Source organism: Clostridium sp. BIOML-A1 (genome assembly GCF_009874105.1).
Classification (GTDB): domain Bacteria; phylum Bacillota; class Clostridia; order Lachnospirales; family Lachnospiraceae; genus Coprococcus.
Window position 1 is genome coordinate 17771 of sequence record NZ_WWTL01000004.1, and the last position, 21205, is coordinate 38975.

Below are 21205 nucleotides of genomic sequence, written 5' to 3' on the forward strand. Positions count from 1 at the left end.
ATGTGAAAATCGGACCCGTTTATTAAAAATCTATTTCATTGGATATTGCTTATTTCCTGACACACCGATATAATGTTATGAGATCTGACAAGATACAAGAAAATAAGTAGGAGGAATCTTATGATTCTCGATTGTCAAAATATAAGTAAAGCATTCGGAACCAACGTAATTCTCGATAATGTATCCTTTCATCTTGAAGATAAGGAGAAAATGGCGATCGTTGGTATCAATGGTGCAGGAAAAACAACATTATTAAAGATCATTATGCAGGAAGAAGAAGCAGATTCCGGGCAGATTGTGTTATCTAAAGACCGTACGATCGGCTACCTCTCCCAGCATCAGGATATTTTCTATGACGATACGGTATACGGCGTGATGGAGGATGCCATGAAGCCCGTGATCGAGCTTCAGGATAAGATCCGCAAACTGGAACAGGATATGACAACACTGACCGGTGATGAACTGAACGCTGCTCTCTCGACCTATAATCGTTATACCCATGAATTTGAATATAAAAACGGATACGCCTATGAAAGCGAGATCACCGGAGTATTAAGGGGACTTGGCTTCTCCAAAGAAGATTTCGATCGTCATACCGATACCTTATCGGGCGGACAGAAAACCCGTCTCTCTCTCGGCAGACTTCTGCTTACGAAACCGGACATCATCATCTTGGACGAGCCGACCAACCATCTGGATATGGATTCGATCAGCTGGCTTGAAACCTTTCTGACAGGCTATCAGGGAAGTGTGATCCTCGTCTCCCACGACCGTTATTTTCTGGATAAGATCGTATCAAAGGTCGTAGAACTCGATCGTGGTCATAGCACCATATATAACGGAAACTATACCTACTTCTCTCAAAAACGTGCTGAGATCCGGGCAAATATGATGAAAGCCTACTTAAACCAGCAGGCAGATATCAGACATCAGGAAGAAGTTATTACAAAGCTCAAGCAGTTCAACCGTGAAAAATCGATCAAGCGGGCAGAAAGCCGTGAAAAAATGTTAGACCGTGTGGAACGTCTGGACAAGCCAACCGAATTAAACAGCGAGATGCGGCTGACACTGGAACCATCCGTTATCAGCGGTGAAGATGTACTTACGATTGAAGGACTGTCCAAAGCATTTGAACAGTATAATCTGTTCTCCGATCTGAATATGGAGATCAAACGAGGTGAGCATGTCGCCCTGATCGGCGGAAACGGAACCGGTAAGACTACGATCTTAAAGATCATCAACAAGCTTGTTCCAAAGGATGCCGGAACCGTAATCTTAGGCTCCCGTGTCAAGATCGGTTACTACGATCAGGAGCATCAGGTTCTGAATATGAATAATACTGTATTTGACGAAATCAGCAACGCCTACCCTGATCTGACCAATACCAGGATCAGAAATGTTCTTGCCGCCTTTCTGTTTACCGGAGAGGATGTATTCAAGCGGATTGCAGACTTGAGCGGTGGCGAAAAAGGTCGTGTATCCCTTGCTAAAATGATGCTCTCATCTGCAAACTTCCTGATTCTCGATGAGCCGACCAACCATCTGGATATCACATCCAAGGAGATCCTTGAAGAAGCGATACGAAGCTATACGGGAACAGTCCTTTATGTATCTCATGATCGATATTTTATCAATCAGACAGCAACAAGGATCATCGAATTAAAGGACAAGAAGTTGACGAATTATATCGGAAACTATGATTACTACGAAAGTCACAGAGTCCAGCCGGTTTCCACCGGAAAGCAGGCATTTGCACCGGTTTCTGATACTGTCTCTCAAGAAAAGCAGCCGGAATCTCAGGCAAAGCTCTCCTGGAAGGAAAACAAAGCCGAACAGGCAAGACTTCGTAAAAAAGCAAATGATCTGAAAAAACTGGAAGACAAGATCGAACAGCTTGAAAATCATCTGGCTGAAATTGATGAAGAATTTCTGGTTCCTGAAAATGCAACAAATGTTGCACTGTTAAATGATCTGACGAAAGAACGAAACTCCGTAGAAGAAGAGCTGAACACATTGTATGAACAATGGGAAGAATTATCTTCCGAGGAGTAAATGTCCCTCCCCTTTTGTCTGTACTTTATAATTCCAATCTAATAAAAAGCATTAGATACAGACTTCCGATGTTGTCTGTTATACACAACATCAACAAATCTGTCATCTAATGCTTTTTCTAAAATATAACATAAAACTACATATATTCTTTAATCAATAACATTTACAATCTTTCTTGCATATGTATTTGTATTGTTAGAAGCTGGTATGCAATAGACGCTGTTACTGATATACACCTGACTCGTCTTACCCATGCCGCCATGGATACACCAGTAGGTTCCGTCATTTCCATAATAAGTACCCCAGTCTTTTACACAAGCTTCTGCTTTCTTCTTGGATATTCCTATCTTCACAAGATAATCCTTTACTGCCTGTGCATTTTCAAATTTACCAAGATATAACGATACATGGCTGGCTTCTTTACTCTTACCCTTATAATATATGATCATATCTCCCGGAGTAAGTGCATCATATGAAAATGGTGTTACATTCGAATTCAGTACAACTGAATCAGGTTCTAACCAATTCGTACCATCTGAAAGTGTCAGCTTAGCTGAAATCGTCGCAGTACCGCCCCATTCCGTTCCTGTATACATACGATCCAGAATAATACCACCTGTCACCTCATCTGTATATTTCACAGCCAACTTAAAAACAGGATTATCTCCGCCGGCAAGTGCATATGCCTGATCGGCAAATACATTACATGGGATATTTGTCTTACCGAGATATGTATTGATCACTCGTGCCATCCATTCATCGGTATTCCAATAGAGTGTGCCCTCAAGCCGTCTTGTATATGCTCTTCCATAACGATCAAAATCATAGATATAATTACCGATCTCCTGACTACCGGTCGTTGCGGTTCCGCTTTCACCGATCAGATAGTATACATCTTTACCATTTATCTGTACTGTTACAAGCCCGGTCACAGGTTCATTCAGATATATTCCCTGCTTATAGACAGAACAATCCTGCTCCGCATCATAATATATATACTTGGACACTTTGCCTGCAGCATCTGTATACACTGCTGACCAGTCATCTATCGTATGCCAGCCTTCCCCTGTTAACAGCTTGCCGTCCAAACCGGCATAGTAATAATATGTTTTGTATGACACGAGCATATTCTTCATTTTCTGCCATCTGTTTGTATCTGTGTTATGACACCACATTGTTTTCTGATAAGCACCGGTCTTATATTTTTCGGTAAAATACTTGTACTGCAGCACTCCATCTTCATTATAATAATGAATCTCGCCTTTCTTTGCAGGAGTCCAGATATTCTTTGCTTTCTTCCATTTGTTATTTATCAGTTGATAAAATCTATATGTATTATCTTTGTAAACACGTTTGTAAAGAACCGTGCCTTTCTTCATATAATAAGAGGTTGTGTCATTCTTATCATACCAACAGGACGTTGTTCCAAGCTTCGACTTCTTAAAGTAATAATATACCCCATTGATCTTATGGATTCCATCTGCCGCATATGACCATTTCTTGTTCTTATAAAGCATATATCTTCCGGCTTTATCTGCCTTTGTATAATCAGCCGCATAGAAGATTCTGGTATTATGTCCACTTGCCGCAAAATAGCGATCTATCTTCTTAAACTTCACCCATGTATTTCTTACCGCTTTTCCGTCCGCTCCAAAATAATAGCCGTATTTTCCAACTTTTTTATAATAGTTGGTTCTTGCGCGTCCATCCTGAAAATAATAGTACTCTCCGGCTATTTCCTGAAAGCCCTGTTCCAGATTCCCGGCTTTATCAAATCGATACTCTACATCATTGATCGTAAGAAACTTGTTTGTAACACGCTTCTTACCACTTGCCTTGTACTGATAACAAACGAGACCGTTAAAACGATATTTCACCTGCTTCTTTGATACATAGACATATGTCTTGCCGGATTGGTACCAACCGGTCTTTGTCACCTGTTTTCCCTTCTGGAAGAAGGAATAAACACCGTCGATCTCTTTTACGCCCTTTGCCTTTGCCCCATTGATATAATAAGTATCCATGGAAAATCCGGTTGTCAGGATCGAATAATCATCTGCATAATAAAAACCATTTTCCAGATATTTATTTCCCGTCTTATTCTTCTTGATCTGAAGTACCGTCTTCGTTGTAGATGGCTTAAAGCTTGTGGACATATTGGCAAGATAAGAAGAAGTATCATAGGAACCGGTCCACTCACTGTCTCCATCTGCTACAACTGCCCATAATCTGTCACCGTAATCGATCAGCATATAACGGATCTTTGTACTCTCATCGACCGCCACGCCTTTGTAATAATCAGACTTTACAGCATAATCATACCGGAATGATCCATCCTTTGCATTTGAAAATGTATGTGTTTCCTCATCCTGCGTCAGTTTCGTTTTCTTTGGTGTTGCTGCTTCTGCGGTAAATGACACACCGGATGCCATCAATACAAATATAAGGCAACACAGCAATAGTCTCATTTGTTTTTTCATCTGTTTCATCTCCATATAATCATGTAAAATCTCCGTGTAATCTCCATCTGCCCGAAAAGCAATACGAAAATCACAAAATATAACAATGTCTTTAGCTGTGGAGATATTATTTGTTTTCTTTCTTCTCTGTCCACAGATATGGGGTTATCTGGTAGACGTAATAATTCAGCCAATTTGCATATAAAGTATTGGCATGGCAACGCCAGGATTTGATCGGTGTCTTGCTCGGATCGTTGTCCGGATAATAATTTACCGGAATATCGGGATTCAGCCCCTTTGCAAGGTCACGCTTATATTCTTTATCCAGCGTCAGAATATCATATTCCGGATGTCCTGTTACGAAAATATTCTTTCCTTCATCGCCAATGATCAGATAAGGTCCTGCCTCATCGGACTCCGCTACGATCTCCAGATGCGGATTTTTTACGATCTCATCTTTATCGACACCTGTATATCTGGAATGCGGTACATAGAAGATATCATCAAACCCACGAACAAGCGGTGTCTTTCTGTGGAAGGTATGATGCATATAGATTCCTGATAATTTCTTATCCAACTCATGCTTCTGCACCCCGTACCGATAGTACAGACCTGCCTGCGCGCCCCAGCAGATATGGATCGTGGATGTTACGTTTTTCTCTGACCAGTCCATGATCTCTTTTAATTCATCCCAGTATTCCACATCTTCAAATTCCATCTTCTCGATCGGTGCTCCCGTGATGATGAATCCATCCCATTTTCGGTCTTTGATGCTGGAAAAATCAGTGTAGAACCGTTCCAGATGTCCCTTCGGCGCATGCTTTGATTCGTATGTCATCGTACGGATCAGGGAAATATTCACCTGGAGCGGTGTATTTGACAGGCTTCTCATAAGCTGTAATTCTGCATCCTGCTTCAAAGGCATCAGATTTAATATCAATATATCAAGCGGACGGATATCCTGACGGATGGCTCTGTCTGAACCCATCACGAAGATATTCTCATCCTCCAGTATTTTCTTTACGGGTAAATCATCGTCTACTCTAATTGGCATTTTCTATCAAGTCCTTTCTGTTTCAACTGCCATTTATCTGTTTCTATATTCTCAGGAAAACTGTTCCAGAAACTGTGTCTCTGAAATAATCGGTATTCCCAGACTCTGTGCTTTTTTATTCTTTGAAGACGTAGAGGTCACATCGTTATTGACCAGATATCCGGTCTTTGATGATACGGAACCTGCTACCTTTCCACCCCGGTCTTCGATATACTGTTTCATCTCATCCCGGTTTGCAAACTGCTCCAGACTTCCGGTTATTACAAAGGTAATACCTGCAAGTGTCTGCGGTACAGTCTCGGTCTCTGCTTCAAACTCTAATTCATGAAGTAACTTATCTATAATAGCACAATTCGACGGATTTTTAAAATATCTTACAATTTCCTCCGCGATCACTGTTCCGATTCCATCAATCTCTGTATATGCTTCTACATCCGCATGCATGATCTGATCCAGGTTATTTTTAAAATGTTTGCAGATCAGTTTCGCTGTTGCATCTCCGACACCCGGAATTCCAAGGCCATAGACAAAGCGGTTCATCGTTGTATGTCTGGATGTATCAACAGCCTGGATCAGCTTCGCATAAGACTTCTCTCCAAAGCCTTCCAACTCAACGATCTCTTCTTCATGACGATTCAGGTGATAGAGATCATCCAAATGATCCAGATATCCCTGTTCGATAAATTTATCAATCGTGGCTTCTGAGAGACCGTCAATATTCATTGCATTTCTGGCTACAAAATGCGCAAATGATTTTAACTTCTTTGCAGGGCAGAATTCATTGGTACAATAAAGGGTCTCTACCTGATCTACACCCTCTCCCTCCGTCACGATCTTTGTCAGGCCACCACAGGCAGGACAGGATTCCGGGATCGGTACATTTCCACTTCTGGTATGATTTTCGGCAATCTGCGGAATGATCATATTTGCCTTATAGACCGAGATCTCATCTCCAATCCCAAGCTGCAACGACCGAAGGATACTGACATTATGGATACTTGCACGGCTGACTGTTGTTCCTTCAAGGGACACCGGATCAAATACCGCAACCGGATTGATAAGTCCCGTTCTGGAAGGACTCCACTCCACATACTGCAGATGGGTCACTGCCTGTTCATCCGCCCATTTGAATGCCATACTGTCTCTTGGGAACTTCGCTGTTCTACCGAGACTCTTTCCATATGCAAGATCTTCTAACACCAGTACCAGACCATCCGATGGAAAATCGTTCTTCTCGATCTGTTCTGCAAACTGGGCAACACGCTCCGGAAGCTTATCAGCATCGATCAGATAATGCTCTACGACATCAAAGCCTTGCTGCTCCAGCCAGTCTAATTCATAGGAAAAGGAATTCTTAAAGTCCACATCTTCTCCATCCACCAGATTAAAGGCAAAGAAATGCACGTTTCTCTCTTTTGTGATTCGGTTATTCAGCTGTCTGACAGAGCCGCTGCATAAGTTTCTCGGGTTTTTATATTTTGCATCTGCATCTGCGATCTGCTCATTTATCTTCTCAAAATCTGAATACTTGATAACTGCCTCTCCACGGATCGTCAACTTACCCTTATATGGAATCTCTTTCGGAATATTTGCAAATACTCTTGCGTTGTTCGTTATAACCTCGCCCTCTAAGCCATTTCCTCTGGTTACTGCTTTTACAAGCGTACCATTCTCATAGGTAAGGACAACGGTAAGACCATCTAACTTCCATGAGATCACACCCTGATGTGCGCCAAGCCATGCTGCCAGTGCTTCCACACTCTTGGTCTTATCCAAAGAAAGCATTGGATGCTCATGAGCCTCTTTCGGAAGCTCGCTTACAATCTCATATCCAACATGAACCGTCGGACTGTTCGACATTACGATTCCTGTCTCTTTTTCAAGTTCTACCAGTTCATCATACAAGGCATCATATTCCAGATTGCTCATGATCTCGGTATCTTCCTGATAATATTTCTTTGATGCCTCATTCAGTTTTTCAACTAATTCTTTGATCCTGTCTCTCTTTTCCAACTGACATACCTCTTGTTTCCAACAACATTCTGTTCATTTTTATTATCCGGCTGTGCTTCTTCCCGCTTTGTTTTTACTTCTTCTTTTCGTTCCACTAAACGTCTGAGTTCTGTTTCTTCTTCCTTTGTCAAATGGCGGTACTCACCCGGTCTCAGATTCCCCAGACGAATATTGATCACTCGAAGCCGTTTCAGATTTACGACCTTGTATCCAAAGTATTCGCACATTCGACGGATCTGGCGATTCAGCCCCTGTGTAATTATGATCTTAAAGGAATAATTATCGATCTTATACAGACGACATTTTTTTGTCACCGTATCAAGAATCGGAACACCTGCCGCCATCTGTGTTAAAAATTCATCCGTGATCGGCTTATTCACGCGGACACGGTATTCCTTCTCATGATTATTGACTGACTTCTGGATACTGTTTGACAGATCTCCATCGTTTGTCAGAAGCAGCAATCCCTGTGAATCCTTATCTAATCTTCCTACATACTGCAATCGGATCGGATACTTTATATGATCGAAGATGTTATCCGGATCATCATGACTTGCCGTACAGGTCAGTCCCAATGGTTTATTGTATGCAAGAATAACTGTCTCTTCACGCTTTCTTACAGGCTTTCCATCAACCATTACCCTGTCATTTGCCTCTATCTTCTGTCCCATCTCCGCAGGCTTCCCATTTATTGTGATCCTGCCCTTTAATATATATTCATCTGCAGCACGTCTGGAACAAATACCAGCTTCGCTCAGATATTTATTGATTCGAATACCTTCTGCCATATCATGACCCTTCCTGTTCTGTCTCTCTGTTACAGCTTTCTCGCCGCTCTTTTTTATCTGTTTTCTTTATAACCATATCTTTTTAATCATACCATTCTGGCCATTAAAAGTAAACAATTACAACTTTTCAATTTCGGGGCTTGTTTTTTCTCTTTTCCCGACGTATAATAAAGCAAACGCAAAGGTGTGTTTCTACGGAAACGCACCTTTTTTTGTATTTAAATTTAGAAGCTTAAGTTATAACATTTTATAAAGGACGTGAATATATGGATAATATCGATAAGAAAATATTACATTTATTACAGCACAATGCCAGAACCCCTTTAAAGTATCTGGCAAATAAAGTATTTCTCTCCTCTCCTGCGGTATCCGCAAGAATCGACCGGCTGGAAAAAACAGGTGTGATCACCGGATACCATGCAGGCATCAACCCGGAAGCTCTGGGGTATCACATTACCGCATTTATACACATGGCACTCGATCCGAAACAGAAACCGACTTTTTATCCTTTTATCGATGCTTGTCCGAATGTGCTGGAATGTAATTGCGTGACCGGTGCTTACTCCATGTTGATAAAGGTCTGCTTCCCAAGTACGATGGAGCTGGATTCTTTTATCGGACAGCTACAGCGATTCGGAAATACAGAAACACAGATCGTATTCTCCACTCCGGTACAGACCCGTGGAATCGACATCGGTATTGTATCTCCTGAAAATGAAGAAAATGCCATTTAAGCAGATAACGGCACTTCCACCTATAACTTCTATATAAATAACAACACAGAAAAGTTCCGTACCGGAATCCTGTCATACCATAAGGATTCTTTTACGGAACTTTTACATTACTTCATATCTACCAAATTACACCGAACCCGTTTCTCTTATTTACAAAACCGGATAACACCTTCCATTTACTGTGCATCTTCCGGTGTAGCTGCAGTATTCTCTGTTGTAGCCGGCTTGCTGATCAGATCATAAAATGCCCGGAATGTCTTATCGGTATCCAACAGATATTCTGTATTTTCCTTTACATGAACATAGATATCCTGAATATCCTTTGATGCCTTAAAGCTATTCAGATAAGAAAGCTGCGCATTTGACAGTTCCCCATTATCAATCTTATAGGAACCATCCTTATCCTTTATAATATAGAAGGTCACAATATCAAGCGGTTTTGATTCTACATCTGCAATATCCATATAGGACAATTCTACCACTACATACTCGTCTTCTGCATAGCCATCTGCAAGATAGCAGGTCGTATCTTCAAAGCCTTTCAGATATTTGGCAGAACTTTCCAACACTGACATATCATCAAATTCTGTCGGATCTGTAACTAACGACTGAAGTGTTGCCTGATCACAGGCTACTTTTGCTGTAAGATATTTACTTACCAGATCATTGATCTCTGAAACATTGCTTTTCTTATATGATGCATTTTCCGGAATCGCAAGCTCGACAGTATTATCTGCGCCCGGCTCAGCCTTTGGTTCTCTGATAAAAAATGCATATACATAACCGACACACAATAATGCAAATACTATCCATCCGATTACGACTTTCATTCCTGCCCGGATCACGATTTCTCCGTTTTTGGTTTTTATATATGTATCACCAAGAAAACTGCTTTTTTTATTTCTCAATTTTCCTATGCTCCTTTTCATATTTTATATCGACAAAATTCTACCATTCCAAAACTGATTTTGCAAGGACATACCAAAACTATTAAGAAATACAAGAAACTATTTGATTATTTCAGGGAAATATTGTATTATATATAAGTCATGCACCAGTAGCTCAGTGGATAGAGCAACGGCCTCCGGAGCCGTGTGCGGTGGTTCGATTCCACTCTGGTGCATATTTTTTATGGTTAAACGGACGAAAACGTCTGCCCTGAAAACTATGTTCTATCGCAAAACACTTGCGTTCTATTCTCACGTAACGGTACTAAACTCCTCACCTGTGGTGACTCGTTAAGGACCGACGTTCGAACAGGTTTGCTTATAGAACATAGTTTTCAGGGCAGACGTTTTCTGTCTTTGGCAGCACAACAACAAAAAAATTATTGCCTGTTTCAAAAATAAAATACCTTATTTCTTTATGAAATGATTACTTATATTATCATGTACAAAGATGTTCATGCAGTTTTCGTTGTGAGGCTTTGCACTAGCTGCCAGCATCAAGCCCATGTCTGAGTCCGAAGGACGAGTCTGGGCGACTGCTGGCTAATGAGCGTGCAAACCGAACAGAAAACGAAATGTATCTTTTACATGATAATATAAGAATCCATTTCATTAGAAATAAGATACCTTCCTACATTGTAACAAAGATAAACTTCACAACGAATAACGCAGCGATGATCGTTACAACGATATCTTTCTTCTTGTAGTTACCTGTGAATAAGGTGATCAAAACATATGAGATCGATCCTACACCGATACCATTTGAGATAGAGTAAGTTAATGGGATCATAAGGAAGGTAAGGAACGCAGGAACTGCTGAACGCATATCATCCATATCGATCTTGGCAAAATTCTTAGCCATTAATACACCTACAAAGATCAATGCCGGAGCTGTTGCACATGTTGGAATCACACCTGCGATCGGGCTTAAGAACAGACATACTGCGAAGCAGGCTGCCGTAACTAAACTTGCAAGACCTGTTCTTCCACCTGCTGCGATACCGGATGCTGACTCAACGAAGGTTGTACATGTCGATGTACCAAGAATAGCACCTGCTGCTGTACCGATAGAGTCGCACATCATACTCTTATCTAAGTTGATCGGGTCACCATTCTCATCTAACATATTTGCCTGTGATGCGGTTCCGTATAAGGTTCCGATCGTATCAAACATATCTACCAGACAGAATGCTACGATCAGCATGATACCTGAGAATACGCCACCAACATATGGGCTTTCAAATGCATTTCTCCATGCATCCGCCTTGAAGCATCCAAGGAAACCGATCTCGCCAAAGTCTTTGAAAGACTGACCGATGCTGGATACATCAAAAGATGGTGTCTCCAGATTAAATACATAATAAAGAACTGTGGAAACAATGATACCGATTACGATATTTCCCTTTACATTTAACTTTGCAAGAACTGCGATCAGGATAATACCGATGATAGTTACAACTGGTGGAATAACTGCTTTCCATGCATCTGCCGGTGTCTCTGCGCCTGAAATTGCTCCATGGAAATCAAAGATCTGTACCAGTGTATACTTATTCGCCTGTACAAGACCTGAACCCTTTAAACCAACCAATGCGATGAACAAACCGATACCGGCCGGTATTGATTTCTTCAGGCATTCCGGCATGGCTGTCGCAATGTACTTACGAAGTCCGGTTACAGACAGGATCAGGAATACGATACCTGATAACAGGATGATAACAAGACCTGACTGATAACCTTCAATCACGCTGCAGCCTGCAAAGAATGCACCGGATACAAATGAGGTACAGAAGAATGAATTCAGTCCCATACCACATGCCTGTGCATACGGCATTCTGGCAAGGAATGCCATAAGAAGTGTACCGATAACAGCCACAAGAACGGATGCGATAAATACTGCATTCCAAACCCTGCCTACTTCTGCTGCGCTTGCGCCTTCTGCAACAAGCCATCCAGCCTTACCATCTGCTGCTACCTGATTTGGGTTTACCAGGACAATGTATGCCATGGCAAAAAATGTTGTGAGTCCGGCCATAATCTCTGTACGAACATTAGAACCGCGCTCTGAAATGTGGAAAAATTTATCCATATTTCCCTTCCTTTCTTTTGTTTATTCTTATTAAAAGCATTGGTTGTCTACCTGCCCCTCATTACAGATATCCGCCATGCTTTATAATCAAAACTCTGTGTGCCGTTACAGCACTGTTTCTTTCAGAAAACGTACCTGCTGTCAAAACACTTTTTATGAATGTACCTCACAGCACCATTTTCTCTAAGAAATCGGCTACACTGTCATCCAGATAATCACCGATCACAAGATCTGCCGCTTCCTTGCAACGCTCTGTCGCATTTAAAACCGCAACTCCAAGTCCGGCTTCTGCTAACATCTCACTGTCATTATCTCCATCGCCGAAAGCAATTGTTTCTTCCATTGATATTCCAAGGAATCGTAAAACTTCCTTTAACCCATTATGTTTGCCGGAATGACGATCAGATATCTCGATCAGCCGCGGCGCTCCGGATGTTACATAAACAGTATGGATATTTTGCGTTAATTCATGCATGATACGGTATTTTTTCTCTGTCGGTCCTACAATTGAAATCGAATCCAACTCCGTATTATGCTGTAAAATAAACTGCCTTATATCAGGCACCGGCGTTCTGGTGCTTCTTACATAAGCACTGATATCCTCTGACTCTCCAAAATTCATTGGATTCTCATAATACATCTCAGATGTATATCCTCTACCGTCTATAAAACATTCAAAGAATACATCTTTATCCGTAACCAGATCAAATATCTGCTCCGGTACTTCCGGTCGTAATTTTAAATTATATACTGAATGATCATCTGATAAATCATAGATTGCTGCCCCATTGGATGTGATCGCATACCGGATACCCCGAATCTCCCGGATGCATTCTGGAATGGAATAAACAGATCTTCCACTTGCCGGAATAAAAATAACGTGGCTATCTGCCAGTTTTTCAAGAACTTCCTTTGTTCTATGGGAAATCCCATCCCGTCTTAAAATCGTTCTGTCCAAATCTGAAACCACGCATCTGTACTTCATCTGCTTTTCCTCTATTTTCGAATTTACTTTTATATGTTACCATATTTCGTAAGGGAAATAAAGATATTATAAACTTTTTTACATAAATATATAAAAAGGCACTATTTTCATTACATTTTTACCCGGTTATATAAAAACTGTGATAAAATAAATATACATCAGAAAGGAGACCACTATGTTGCATGAAATATCCGATGAACGCTACTGCTTTATTGAAGATACCATTTGTGATGCATTTTTATTGGTATTAAAAGAAAAAGAAATAGATAAAATAACCGTGACAGACATCATAAAAAGAGCCGGAATTGTTCGCAGTACATTCTATAACCACTACGAAAATATTCCAGCTCTTATAACTGCTGTTGAAGATAAAACTATCCAGGATATTTTCACCCTCATGGAAGACTTTCATCCTGAAAATAATCAGGATATATGCAAATCTTTCTTTCTGACAATTTGTAATTATACCAAAACGAATCCGTTTCTGGCAAATATTCTCCGGAGTCCGAGAGGCGATGAATTCTTTGAAAAGGCTTTAACTATGTTCCACCGCTATGTAACAGATGCCACCCGGAAAACAACGTCTTCCGTGCACTCCAAAGAAGAGGTCTCATATATGATCGCATGCAGCATTGGCAGTACCTTGGGTGTTCTCCATAAATGGACAAGAGAAAATTTTAAGAGTTCCGAAGAAATCATTGTCGGAATACTGACACAGTCATTTCTCACAGGTATACTTCCTTATCTGTCTTAAAGTGCTTCATCAATCAGAACTTCCTGCCTTTTTATCTTCTTAGTCGCACTCTTGATAAATGGATATTTACGAATAACCAACCCCGTAATCCGACGATAGGTCGGCTGCGTATTATTATAACTGTCGATAAATGCCTGAAGCTCTGATCTGATTGTTTCCTCATTCATCCGTTTTGCCGAGACAGCATCCTGATCCGGATAGATCCTTGCAATAAGACCATTGTTCTCTCCTGTCACAATCACCTCCCCCACCAACTTTCCAAGAGCCAGCTTATTTTCTATTTCCTCCGGTGATATATTTTCTCCGTTTGAAAGAATGATCAGATTCTTTATTCTTCCATTTATAAATAAGAATCCATCTTTATCCAGATATCCTTTATCTCCTGTATGCAGCCATCCACCTCTTAAGGCTTCTGCAGTCTCTTCCGGCATCTGATAATAACCCTTCATAACGCTGCTGCCTCGTACCAGAATCTCACCATCCTCAAAAGAAATCTCAACATTGGAAAGCGGTCGTCCTATAGAACCGGCCTTATGATCTTCCGGTACATTGCTGCTGATGACAGGCGAACATTCCGACATTCCATATCCCTCATAAATATTTACACCATATTCTGCAAATTTCTCAATATAAAACGGATCCAGATGTGCTCCACCTGTAAATATTGTTTTCAGCTTTCCCCCAAATGCCTTGGCTGCAACTATTTTCTTTGGGATCAAAGGGTTCATTGCCGAAAGACGTTTGTAAATTGTTTCTACCATCAAAGGTACCATCAGCATAATATCAGGATGAAAGACGCCCATATTTTTTACCATATGCAACAGAGAATCATTGATACATACCGTTGCTCCAAAGGAAAAACCTTTGAGCCAATCCATAACAAGGCAAAATGCATGATGAATCGGTAAAACGCTTAATACTATGGTTCCGGGATCCGCAGTATAATTAACGGATTTTACATTTTCTGCCAGATTTCTCTGTGTCAGCATAACACCTTTACTTTTTCCTGTAGTTCCGGAGGTGAAAATAATCGTAGCAATATCTTCCGGATCCGGTGCTGCAAAATCATCTGTACCATTTATACCTGATGTCATTAATTCTGCTACAGATGCAACTTTTTTCTGATTTGTTTCGATGTTTTCTTCCTGTAATATCCAGATTTTTTTCAGTTTTGGACATTCCTCCAATATCCGTTCCGACAAGGTCTGAATTTTAGGACTTAAAAAGAGTGCTTCCGCATCTGAACGATTCAGAAGATCTATCAGATCTTCTGCCGGAAGTCCTGCATCAAGAGGAACGGCTACTGCCTGACCTGTTATAATTCCCAGATAAGCTTCTATCCATTCCACAGAACTACTACCGATCAATGCTATATGCTTTCCCTGAAAGCTTTCCTCACACAATCCTTTTCTGACAGACTTGGCATTCTCCATCAGCTCCCGGTAGCTTCTATCACAGATCTCCTTTTTCTTCAACCATTTTACTGCCTTTATTTCTGAAAACTTTTTTTCGCTTTCTTCCAAAATATCACGAATTAACATATCTTATTATACCTCCGCACATACTTACTGCGATCATATACTTATATTCTCTGATTATACAGTTTCCTGCTGTAACCGCTCTAACAGATCAAGTGCTTCTACGATTGTGAATACATGCAGTGCATCGTCTTCCTCCAGTTCAATGTCGAATGTGTCTTCAATCTCTCCCAAGAAAGACATAAAATCAAGCGAACTAAAGCCCAGATCTTCTCTGAACTTCATATCGTTTGTCATCTCCTCCGGCTTAACATCACAATACTGTGCTATGATTTTCTTAAATTGCATTTCCTGTGTCATAATAATTTCTCCTTTATATGTTTTATTTTATACCTGTTCCATGATTTCTCCGATGCTCATATCAGGTTCCGCGATTCCTTTAAACAGTATCCGCATCATGTAGTAATATAACAATTCCATATCATGTTCTGCCAAATGTGCAGTCTGGTAATGATATGAAAAATTCATACCACCATTATCTGTATGAGATACTGTCAGATACATTTTCTTTGTAGCTGCACCATTTGCAAACCATTTTGCATGCTGTGGAATTTGTACCAGATGAGGATTATCCAATTTTACCGGCATCGGCTGATAAGTAAGGTAGCAGCTTTCATAGGCTGTATTCTTCGGTGTATGATATCGTTTCTGCATTTCCTCTCTGATCAACGCCGGATCATAGTTACTGTGCATATAGATCCGATTCTGCATATTCTGGATCTCATATGCTGCCGACAGGAAATCTGTATCTGCGGAAATCACAGTTCTACATGGAAACATAATAGTCCGACTACCACCAGAGGTCCATTCATCATGGGTAGACCGTCTTGAAATGAAGTTTTCTATCGTAATATCTTCCTGTCCATGATTCATCTTTGACAGATATGTACGAATACCAAGCAACAACAGATTTGTCATTGAAAGCTGATGATTCATGCAAAAATCTATCAGATTTTTCGTTGGCTCCGGCTCCAGTTGATAATCCTTTACTGCCACAAACAACTGATCTAATTCTATATCGGCAGCTCTGAGTGTTTGATTCCTATGTAACTTTCTTGATGCTTCCAGTACATCTGAACCCTGGATATCAGAATAAAGGGGTTCCCCCCATGCATCCAGCTGATCATCCCAGAACTTTTTATCTTTGGCAAACCGTTTTTCATTATTTGCACGATTCAGATCTTTAACCAGCACTTCCTCAAAATCAGCTAACTTCTGCGGATATGGTGTATTGAATTTATAATGCGTATATAACTGCATCAGGTCATTGATCATCACAACCAGTCCACAGGAATCAATCAATCTATGATCCATATGGATGAAGAAACCATTATATCCATCCGGCAGTTTTACCATCACTACATCGCAAAGCGGAATATCATCTCCGTCAAATGTCTCATATGCCCACTGCTGCATTAGATTGTCTGCTTCTTCCATCCGCATTCCTGATAAATCTTTTAAAGGAATGTCACGGGTCTCTTTTTCAGCAAGATATTGCTTCACATCACCATTTTTATCACGTTTCGTAAAACGAATACGCATACATCCATATCTCTCATATTCCAATTGAATACATTTTTTTAAAAGTCCGAAATCCAGTTCTGCTTTTAAAGATGCCACAACACTGACACCGGACACCTGCTGTGTTTTATATTTTTTTATCCAGTCATCATGCATTTTTTGTGCTGCTGTTAAGGGATATTGTTTCATCATTATGGATAACCTCCTGTATTCTTTATTCTTTTGTGAACTTATCACATTTCATTTTTGAATTCCACCCCTTGTACAACTTAACAAACACTTTACATGAAATTGACCGAAACTTTAAAAGTAATCTATGGATCAGAATTATCCTGATACAAAAATCCCCCTTAAACAGATTCGGCATTTACCTTATCTGCTTAAGAGGGATCCTGTTACTTCCGATGATTCTATTTTAATTATCATATTTTTCAAAAAAATCAAGCAGCTTTTGTCGATAAAGCTCCGGAGCTGCATATGGCGCGCATAGATGCCGTGCTTCCGGTATAATGACCAGTTCTTTGGGACCACTGCATAATGCATGATTATATACAGAATTCTCCGGAACTACATAGGTATCTGCCTCCCCATGAAAAAACAAAACCGGACGTTTATTTTTCTTCATTGCTTCTATCGTGTCAGCATCACTCATACGAAATCTTCCAAACATCCTACAAAACAGATCTACACGGAACAAAAGCAGTTCTACCCAACCCAAATGAAACCAGTTAGCTGCGATATCCTGAAGCTGCCGTTTCATCGAGCAAAATCCACAATCTGCAATCAAGCCTTTCACTTCTTCCGGCAGTTTATGTCCGGAAGCCATAAGCACCGCCGCAGCCCCCATGGATTCTCCATAAAGATAGATCGGGAGCTTCTCTCTGTTTCTTGCAGCAATATAATAACTCCATTGCTGTACATCCCATTGCTCTTTTGCACCAAATGTAATATATTCACCCTCACTCAAACCGCAGCATCTCTGATCAATAAACAATAAATTACACGCATTCTCATGAAGGAAACGTGCTGTATATGCAAAATCGCCAAAACCGCTACCTTTATATCCATGACTTAACAAAACAAAACGTTTCGCTTCTTTTGCCGGAAGATAATAAGCATGCAGATACAGTCCATCTCTGCTTCTGATAAAGCAATCCTTCATCTGCTGTTCAGCACACCACAATTTTCCTTCTTCATATTCTTTTTCATATTTGTCTCTTGGATGATTTTTCTTTATATGAGACAGTTGAAACCATTTCTTTTTTTTCTGTCGTTTTTTCCCTTTGCAACGAACAAGCATATCAAAGAAAGACCAGCCAAAAGCAACAAACAGACCAAATGCACCGGCTGCTATTTCCAGTAATCTTAATATTTTCTGCTTATTCCCTGTATCATTCATAATCGTTATCTTCTCCGCTTCTTTTTTGCGTATTTGTAAAACAGCCCTTGAAAACATAATGTTTTCAAGGGCCTAAAATTCTTTATTATTCAACAAATAAAATTATACATTCATCTGCTTAGCAACTTCTGCTGCGAAGTCTTCGTTCTTCTTCTCCATACCTTCACCAACTTCGAAACGAACAAACTTAGCGATCTTAAGAGCAGGATTTACAGACTTCAGATATGCTGCAACTGTCTGCTTGCCATCTTCAGCCTTAACATATACCTGATCAAGAAGACAGATTTCCTTCATCTGCTTGGAGATACGTCCTTCAACAAGTCCTGAGAAGATCTTGTTGCCTGAGATCTCTTCCTTATCAGCACAAGCAATCTCTGCTAACTGAGCCTTAGCTTCCTTTGAAAGGAAGTTAGGTAAGAAGTTCATGTTTGACTTCTTCTCTTCGTAGATAGCTACATCTTCTGCGCTCCATACACCTGCTACAGCCTTCTCGATCAACTTGGAAAGAACCGGCTTTGGAAGTGAGAACGGATCATTTAATGCACTGTCAATTGTGATCTCTTTCATCTTAGCAAGCTCATCTGCTGAGATCTCGTCTCTTGAGATGTACTGTGGATTCATAGCTGCGATCTGCATTGCGATGTTTGTAAGTGCTTCCTTAGCTGCATCATCTGAAGCACCGTTACCGGCTACAAGAACACCGATTCTTCCACCACCGTGGATATAAGAAGCAACAACATCTGCTGTAACCTTCTCAAATCTTCTGATGGAGATCTTCTCACCAATCTTGAGGATCTTATCATCAAGATCAGCCTTCATATCAAGGATTGAAACAACGTCTTCGCCATCTCCGGCCTTTTCTGTATCTACTGTAAGTGCCTTATCTGCAACTGCCTGTACAAACTCCTGGAAAATTGCATTCTTTGCAACGAAGTCTGTCTCTGAGTTAACTTCAACAACTACTGCTGTATTACCATCGATTGCAACCTTAGCGATACCTTCTGCTGCAATTCTTGCTGCTTTCTTCTCAGCCTTAGCTGCACCACTCTTTTTGAGTACTTCTACAGCGGCGTCCATATCACCATTTGTCTCTGTAAGTGCTTTCTTACAATCCATCATACCAGCACCTGTGAGTTCTCTTAACTCTTTTACCATGCTTGCTGTAATAGCCATCGTAATAACCTCCAAAATTCTAGTGTTTATATTCTAAAAATATTACTCTTCTACTGCTGCTTCCTCATCTGCAACTTCTTCAGCATCTGTTGCATCAGCACCCTGCTGAGCCTCGATAACTGCATCTGCCATCTTTGAAACGATAAGCTTTACAGCTCTGATAGCATCATCGTTACCAGGAATAACGTAATCTAATTCTTCCGGATCACAGTTCGTATCAGCAATACCTACAAGCTTGATTCCAAGTGAATGAGCTTCCTGGATACAGATTCTTTCCTTCTTAGGATCTACAACGAAGATCATGTCAGGAATTTCCTTCATTTCCTTGATACCGCCAAGGTTCTTCTGAAGCTTCTCCATCTCTTTCTTGATCTGGATAACTTCCTTCTTAGGAAGAACATCAAATGTTCCGTCAGCTTCCATAGCTTCGTACTTCTTAAGAGTAGCGATTCTTGTCTGGATTGTGCTGAAGTTTGTAAGCATACCGCCTAACCATCTCTCGTTTACATAGTACATACCGCAACGCTCTGCTTCACTCTTGATTGAGTCCTGAGCCTGCTTCTTTGTACCAACGAAAAGAATCTTTCCACCATTTGCTACGCAGTCACCGATTGCATTGTAAGCATCGTCAACCATTCCTACTGACTTCTGAAGGTCGATGATGTAGATACCATTACGCTCTGTGTAGATGTATGGCTTCATCTTAGGGTTCCATCTTCTTGTCTGGTGTCCGAAATGTACACCTGCTTCTAATAACTGTTTCATTGAAATAACGCTCATTTTTTCTACCTCCATGGTTATATTCTTCTGCTGATCTCTCTTTCACCGAGTCACCCGAGCTATAGGCACCACTTCAGGAATCAACCAGCATGTATATTATTTTTATGAGCCTGCTATATACAAGCCCACACACAAAAACGATAATAACACAAAAAGAAAGTGCATGCAAGCACTTTCTTTTTATAATCTCATGTCACTTAACAGTTCCATGTCTTTTTCGCATTATGCTGGTATGTGCGAGCACATTCCAGCGCAATGCTCATTATCTCATATTTTGTTTTAATTCATGCTATAACTATCGTCCATCTCTCATAATAGTGATCATCTCATCGTAGGTTTCATCACCCTTGAATGTGAAAGTTCCACACATCAGTTTCATGGAATTACCGGAGCTTACAAGATAATCATAAAAATCCTGTACACTGTCTACCATTCCGATATCATATAATGCCTGAGAGATTGCCTCTGCATACATACCCGGCCTGATCGTGATCGAACCACCCTTTTTCTTTTCTTCTGTAGTTGTCTCTGTCGTAGCCTCCGTAGTTGCTTCTGTCGTAGCCTCTGTTGTAGCTTCTGTCGTTGCCTTGGTTGTACTTTCGGTTGTGGCTTCCGTGGTTGCCTTGGTTGTATTTTCCGTTGTGGTTTCCTTTGTCGCCTCTGTTGTAGCTTCTGTCGTCACTTCCGTCGTTGCCTTAGCTGCATCCTCTTTTGTCGTTTCCGTTGCAGTCTCTGTCGTTTTCGCTGATTCAGTAGCCTCTTCCGATGCAACAACTCCTACCACATCTTCTTTTGACGGATCATTCTTCTTTGTATCTGCAAAGCTTCCGGACTTGATACCAACCATCATGACAAGCGCACCGATGATAAGTCCAAAGCCTAATCCTCTGAAAAAATATTTTTTCTTCATACTGCCGTTTCT

General features: G+C 40.7%; 17 protein-coding genes and 1 tRNA gene. 4 read left to right on the forward strand and 14 right to left on the reverse strand.

Annotated elements, in window-relative coordinates; genetic code table 11:
• Positions 1 to 120: 120 nt before the first annotated feature.
• The gene (gene abc-f / locus GT641_RS03965) at positions 121 to 2052 is read left to right on the forward strand and encodes a ribosomal protection-like ABC-F family protein (RefSeq protein ID WP_161116877.1); all 1932 of its coding nucleotides are present in this window, start codon (positions 121 to 123) and stop codon (positions 2050 to 2052) included.
• Between the two features lie 149 nt (positions 2053 to 2201).
• Here the strand turns inward: abc-f and GT641_RS03970 are convergent, their stop codons facing one another.
• The 4 genes from GT641_RS03970 to GT641_RS03985 all read right to left on the reverse strand — a co-directional run bounded on the left by GT641_RS03970 (position 2202) and on the right by GT641_RS03985 (position 8366).
• Positions 2202 to 4532 (reverse strand): hypothetical protein, encoded by a 2331-nt coding sequence (locus GT641_RS03970; protein ID WP_161116878.1) that lies wholly within the window; start codon positions 4530 to 4532, stop codon positions 2202 to 2204.
• Positions 4533 to 4638: 106 nt separating this feature from the next.
• The gene (gene metA / locus GT641_RS03975) at positions 4639 to 5565 is read right to left on the reverse strand and encodes a homoserine O-succinyltransferase (RefSeq protein WP_008402874.1); all 927 of its coding nucleotides are present in this window, start codon (positions 5563 to 5565) and stop codon (positions 4639 to 4641) included.
• Between the two features lie 51 nt (positions 5566 to 5616).
• Positions 5617 to 7578, reverse strand: a complete 1962-nt coding sequence (ligA, locus tag GT641_RS03980; RefSeq protein WP_161116879.1) for an NAD-dependent DNA ligase LigA — start codon at positions 7576 to 7578, stop codon at positions 5617 to 5619.
• Positions 7548 to 8366 (reverse strand): pseudouridine synthase, encoded by an 819-nt coding sequence (locus tag GT641_RS03985; RefSeq protein WP_008402876.1) that lies wholly within the window; start codon positions 8364 to 8366, stop codon positions 7548 to 7550. The genes ligA and GT641_RS03985 overlap by 31 nt, the downstream gene beginning before the upstream one ends.
• 266 nt (positions 8367 to 8632) lie before the next feature.
• Here GT641_RS03985 and GT641_RS03990 point away from each other — a divergent pair, with 266 nt between their 5' ends.
• Positions 8633 to 9100 (forward strand): Lrp/AsnC family transcriptional regulator, encoded by a 468-nt coding sequence (locus GT641_RS03990; RefSeq protein ID WP_119962675.1) that lies wholly within the window; start codon positions 8633 to 8635, stop codon positions 9098 to 9100.
• Between the two features lie 176 nt (positions 9101 to 9276).
• Here GT641_RS03990 and GT641_RS03995 read toward each other — a convergent pair whose 3' ends face one another.
• Positions 9277 to 10008: a hypothetical protein gene (locus GT641_RS03995; protein ID WP_161116880.1), complete on the reverse strand. Its 732-nt coding sequence runs from the start codon at positions 10006 to 10008 to the stop codon at positions 9277 to 9279.
• A 143-nt stretch (positions 10009 to 10151) separates the two neighbouring features.
• Between GT641_RS03995 and GT641_RS04000 the strand changes: the two genes are divergently transcribed.
• Positions 10152 to 10223 (forward strand) — tRNA-Arg (locus GT641_RS04000).
• A 455-nt stretch (positions 10224 to 10678) separates the two neighbouring features.
• On the opposite strand, the gene GT641_RS04005 is transcribed toward GT641_RS04000, so the two are convergent.
• Positions 10679 to 12133 (reverse strand): NCS2 family permease, encoded by a 1455-nt coding sequence (locus GT641_RS04005; RefSeq protein ID WP_161116881.1) that lies wholly within the window; start codon positions 12131 to 12133, stop codon positions 10679 to 10681.
• A gap of 166 nt (positions 12134 to 12299) precedes the next feature.
• Positions 12300 to 13118 carry an HAD family hydrolase gene (locus GT641_RS04010; RefSeq protein WP_161116882.1) on the reverse strand — a complete coding sequence of 273 codons (819 nt, stop codon included), beginning with the start codon at positions 13116 to 13118 and terminating at the stop codon, positions 12300 to 12302.
• Positions 13119 to 13293: 175 nt separating this feature from the next.
• On the opposite strand from GT641_RS04010, the gene GT641_RS04015 reads away from it, so the two are divergent.
• Positions 13294 to 13872 carry a TetR/AcrR family transcriptional regulator gene (locus GT641_RS04015; protein WP_161116883.1) on the forward strand — a complete coding sequence of 193 codons (579 nt, stop codon included), beginning with the start codon at positions 13294 to 13296 and terminating at the stop codon, positions 13870 to 13872.
• On the opposite strand, the gene GT641_RS04020 is transcribed toward GT641_RS04015, so the two are convergent.
• From GT641_RS04020 to GT641_RS12955, 7 genes are all read right to left on the reverse strand, one after another.
• On the reverse strand, positions 13869 to 15413 hold the full coding sequence (locus GT641_RS04020) for an AMP-binding protein (RefSeq protein ID WP_161116884.1): 1545 nt from the start codon (positions 15411 to 15413) through the stop codon (positions 13869 to 13871). The genes GT641_RS04015 and GT641_RS04020 overlap by 4 nt on opposite strands.
• A gap of 54 nt (positions 15414 to 15467) precedes the next feature.
• Positions 15468 to 15710, reverse strand: coding sequence for a phosphopantetheine-binding protein (locus GT641_RS04025; RefSeq protein ID WP_008402883.1), 243 nt, complete (start codon positions 15708 to 15710; stop codon positions 15468 to 15470).
• A gap of 27 nt (positions 15711 to 15737) precedes the next feature.
• Positions 15738 to 17123 (reverse strand): condensation domain-containing protein, encoded by a 1386-nt coding sequence (locus tag GT641_RS04030; RefSeq protein ID WP_161116885.1) that lies wholly within the window; start codon positions 17121 to 17123, stop codon positions 15738 to 15740.
• 223 nt (positions 17124 to 17346) lie between these two features.
• Positions 17347 to 18330 carry an alpha/beta hydrolase gene (locus tag GT641_RS04035; RefSeq protein WP_243143688.1) on the reverse strand — a complete coding sequence of 328 codons (984 nt, stop codon included), beginning with the start codon at positions 18328 to 18330 and terminating at the stop codon, positions 17347 to 17349.
• A 102-nt stretch (positions 18331 to 18432) separates the two neighbouring features.
• Positions 18433 to 19503, reverse strand: coding sequence for a translation elongation factor Ts (tsf, locus tag GT641_RS04040; RefSeq protein WP_117807412.1), 1071 nt, complete (start codon positions 19501 to 19503; stop codon positions 18433 to 18435).
• A gap of 42 nt (positions 19504 to 19545) precedes the next feature.
• Complete coding sequence (gene rpsB, locus GT641_RS04045; protein ID WP_044946188.1) at positions 19546 to 20283, reverse strand: 30S ribosomal protein S2; 738 nt, start codon at positions 20281 to 20283, stop codon at positions 19546 to 19548.
• A 295-nt stretch (positions 20284 to 20578) separates the two neighbouring features.
• Positions 20579 to 21193 (reverse strand): hypothetical protein, encoded by a 615-nt coding sequence (locus tag GT641_RS12955; protein WP_192919797.1) that lies wholly within the window; start codon positions 21191 to 21193, stop codon positions 20579 to 20581.
• Between the last annotated feature and the right edge of the window lie 12 nt (positions 21194 to 21205).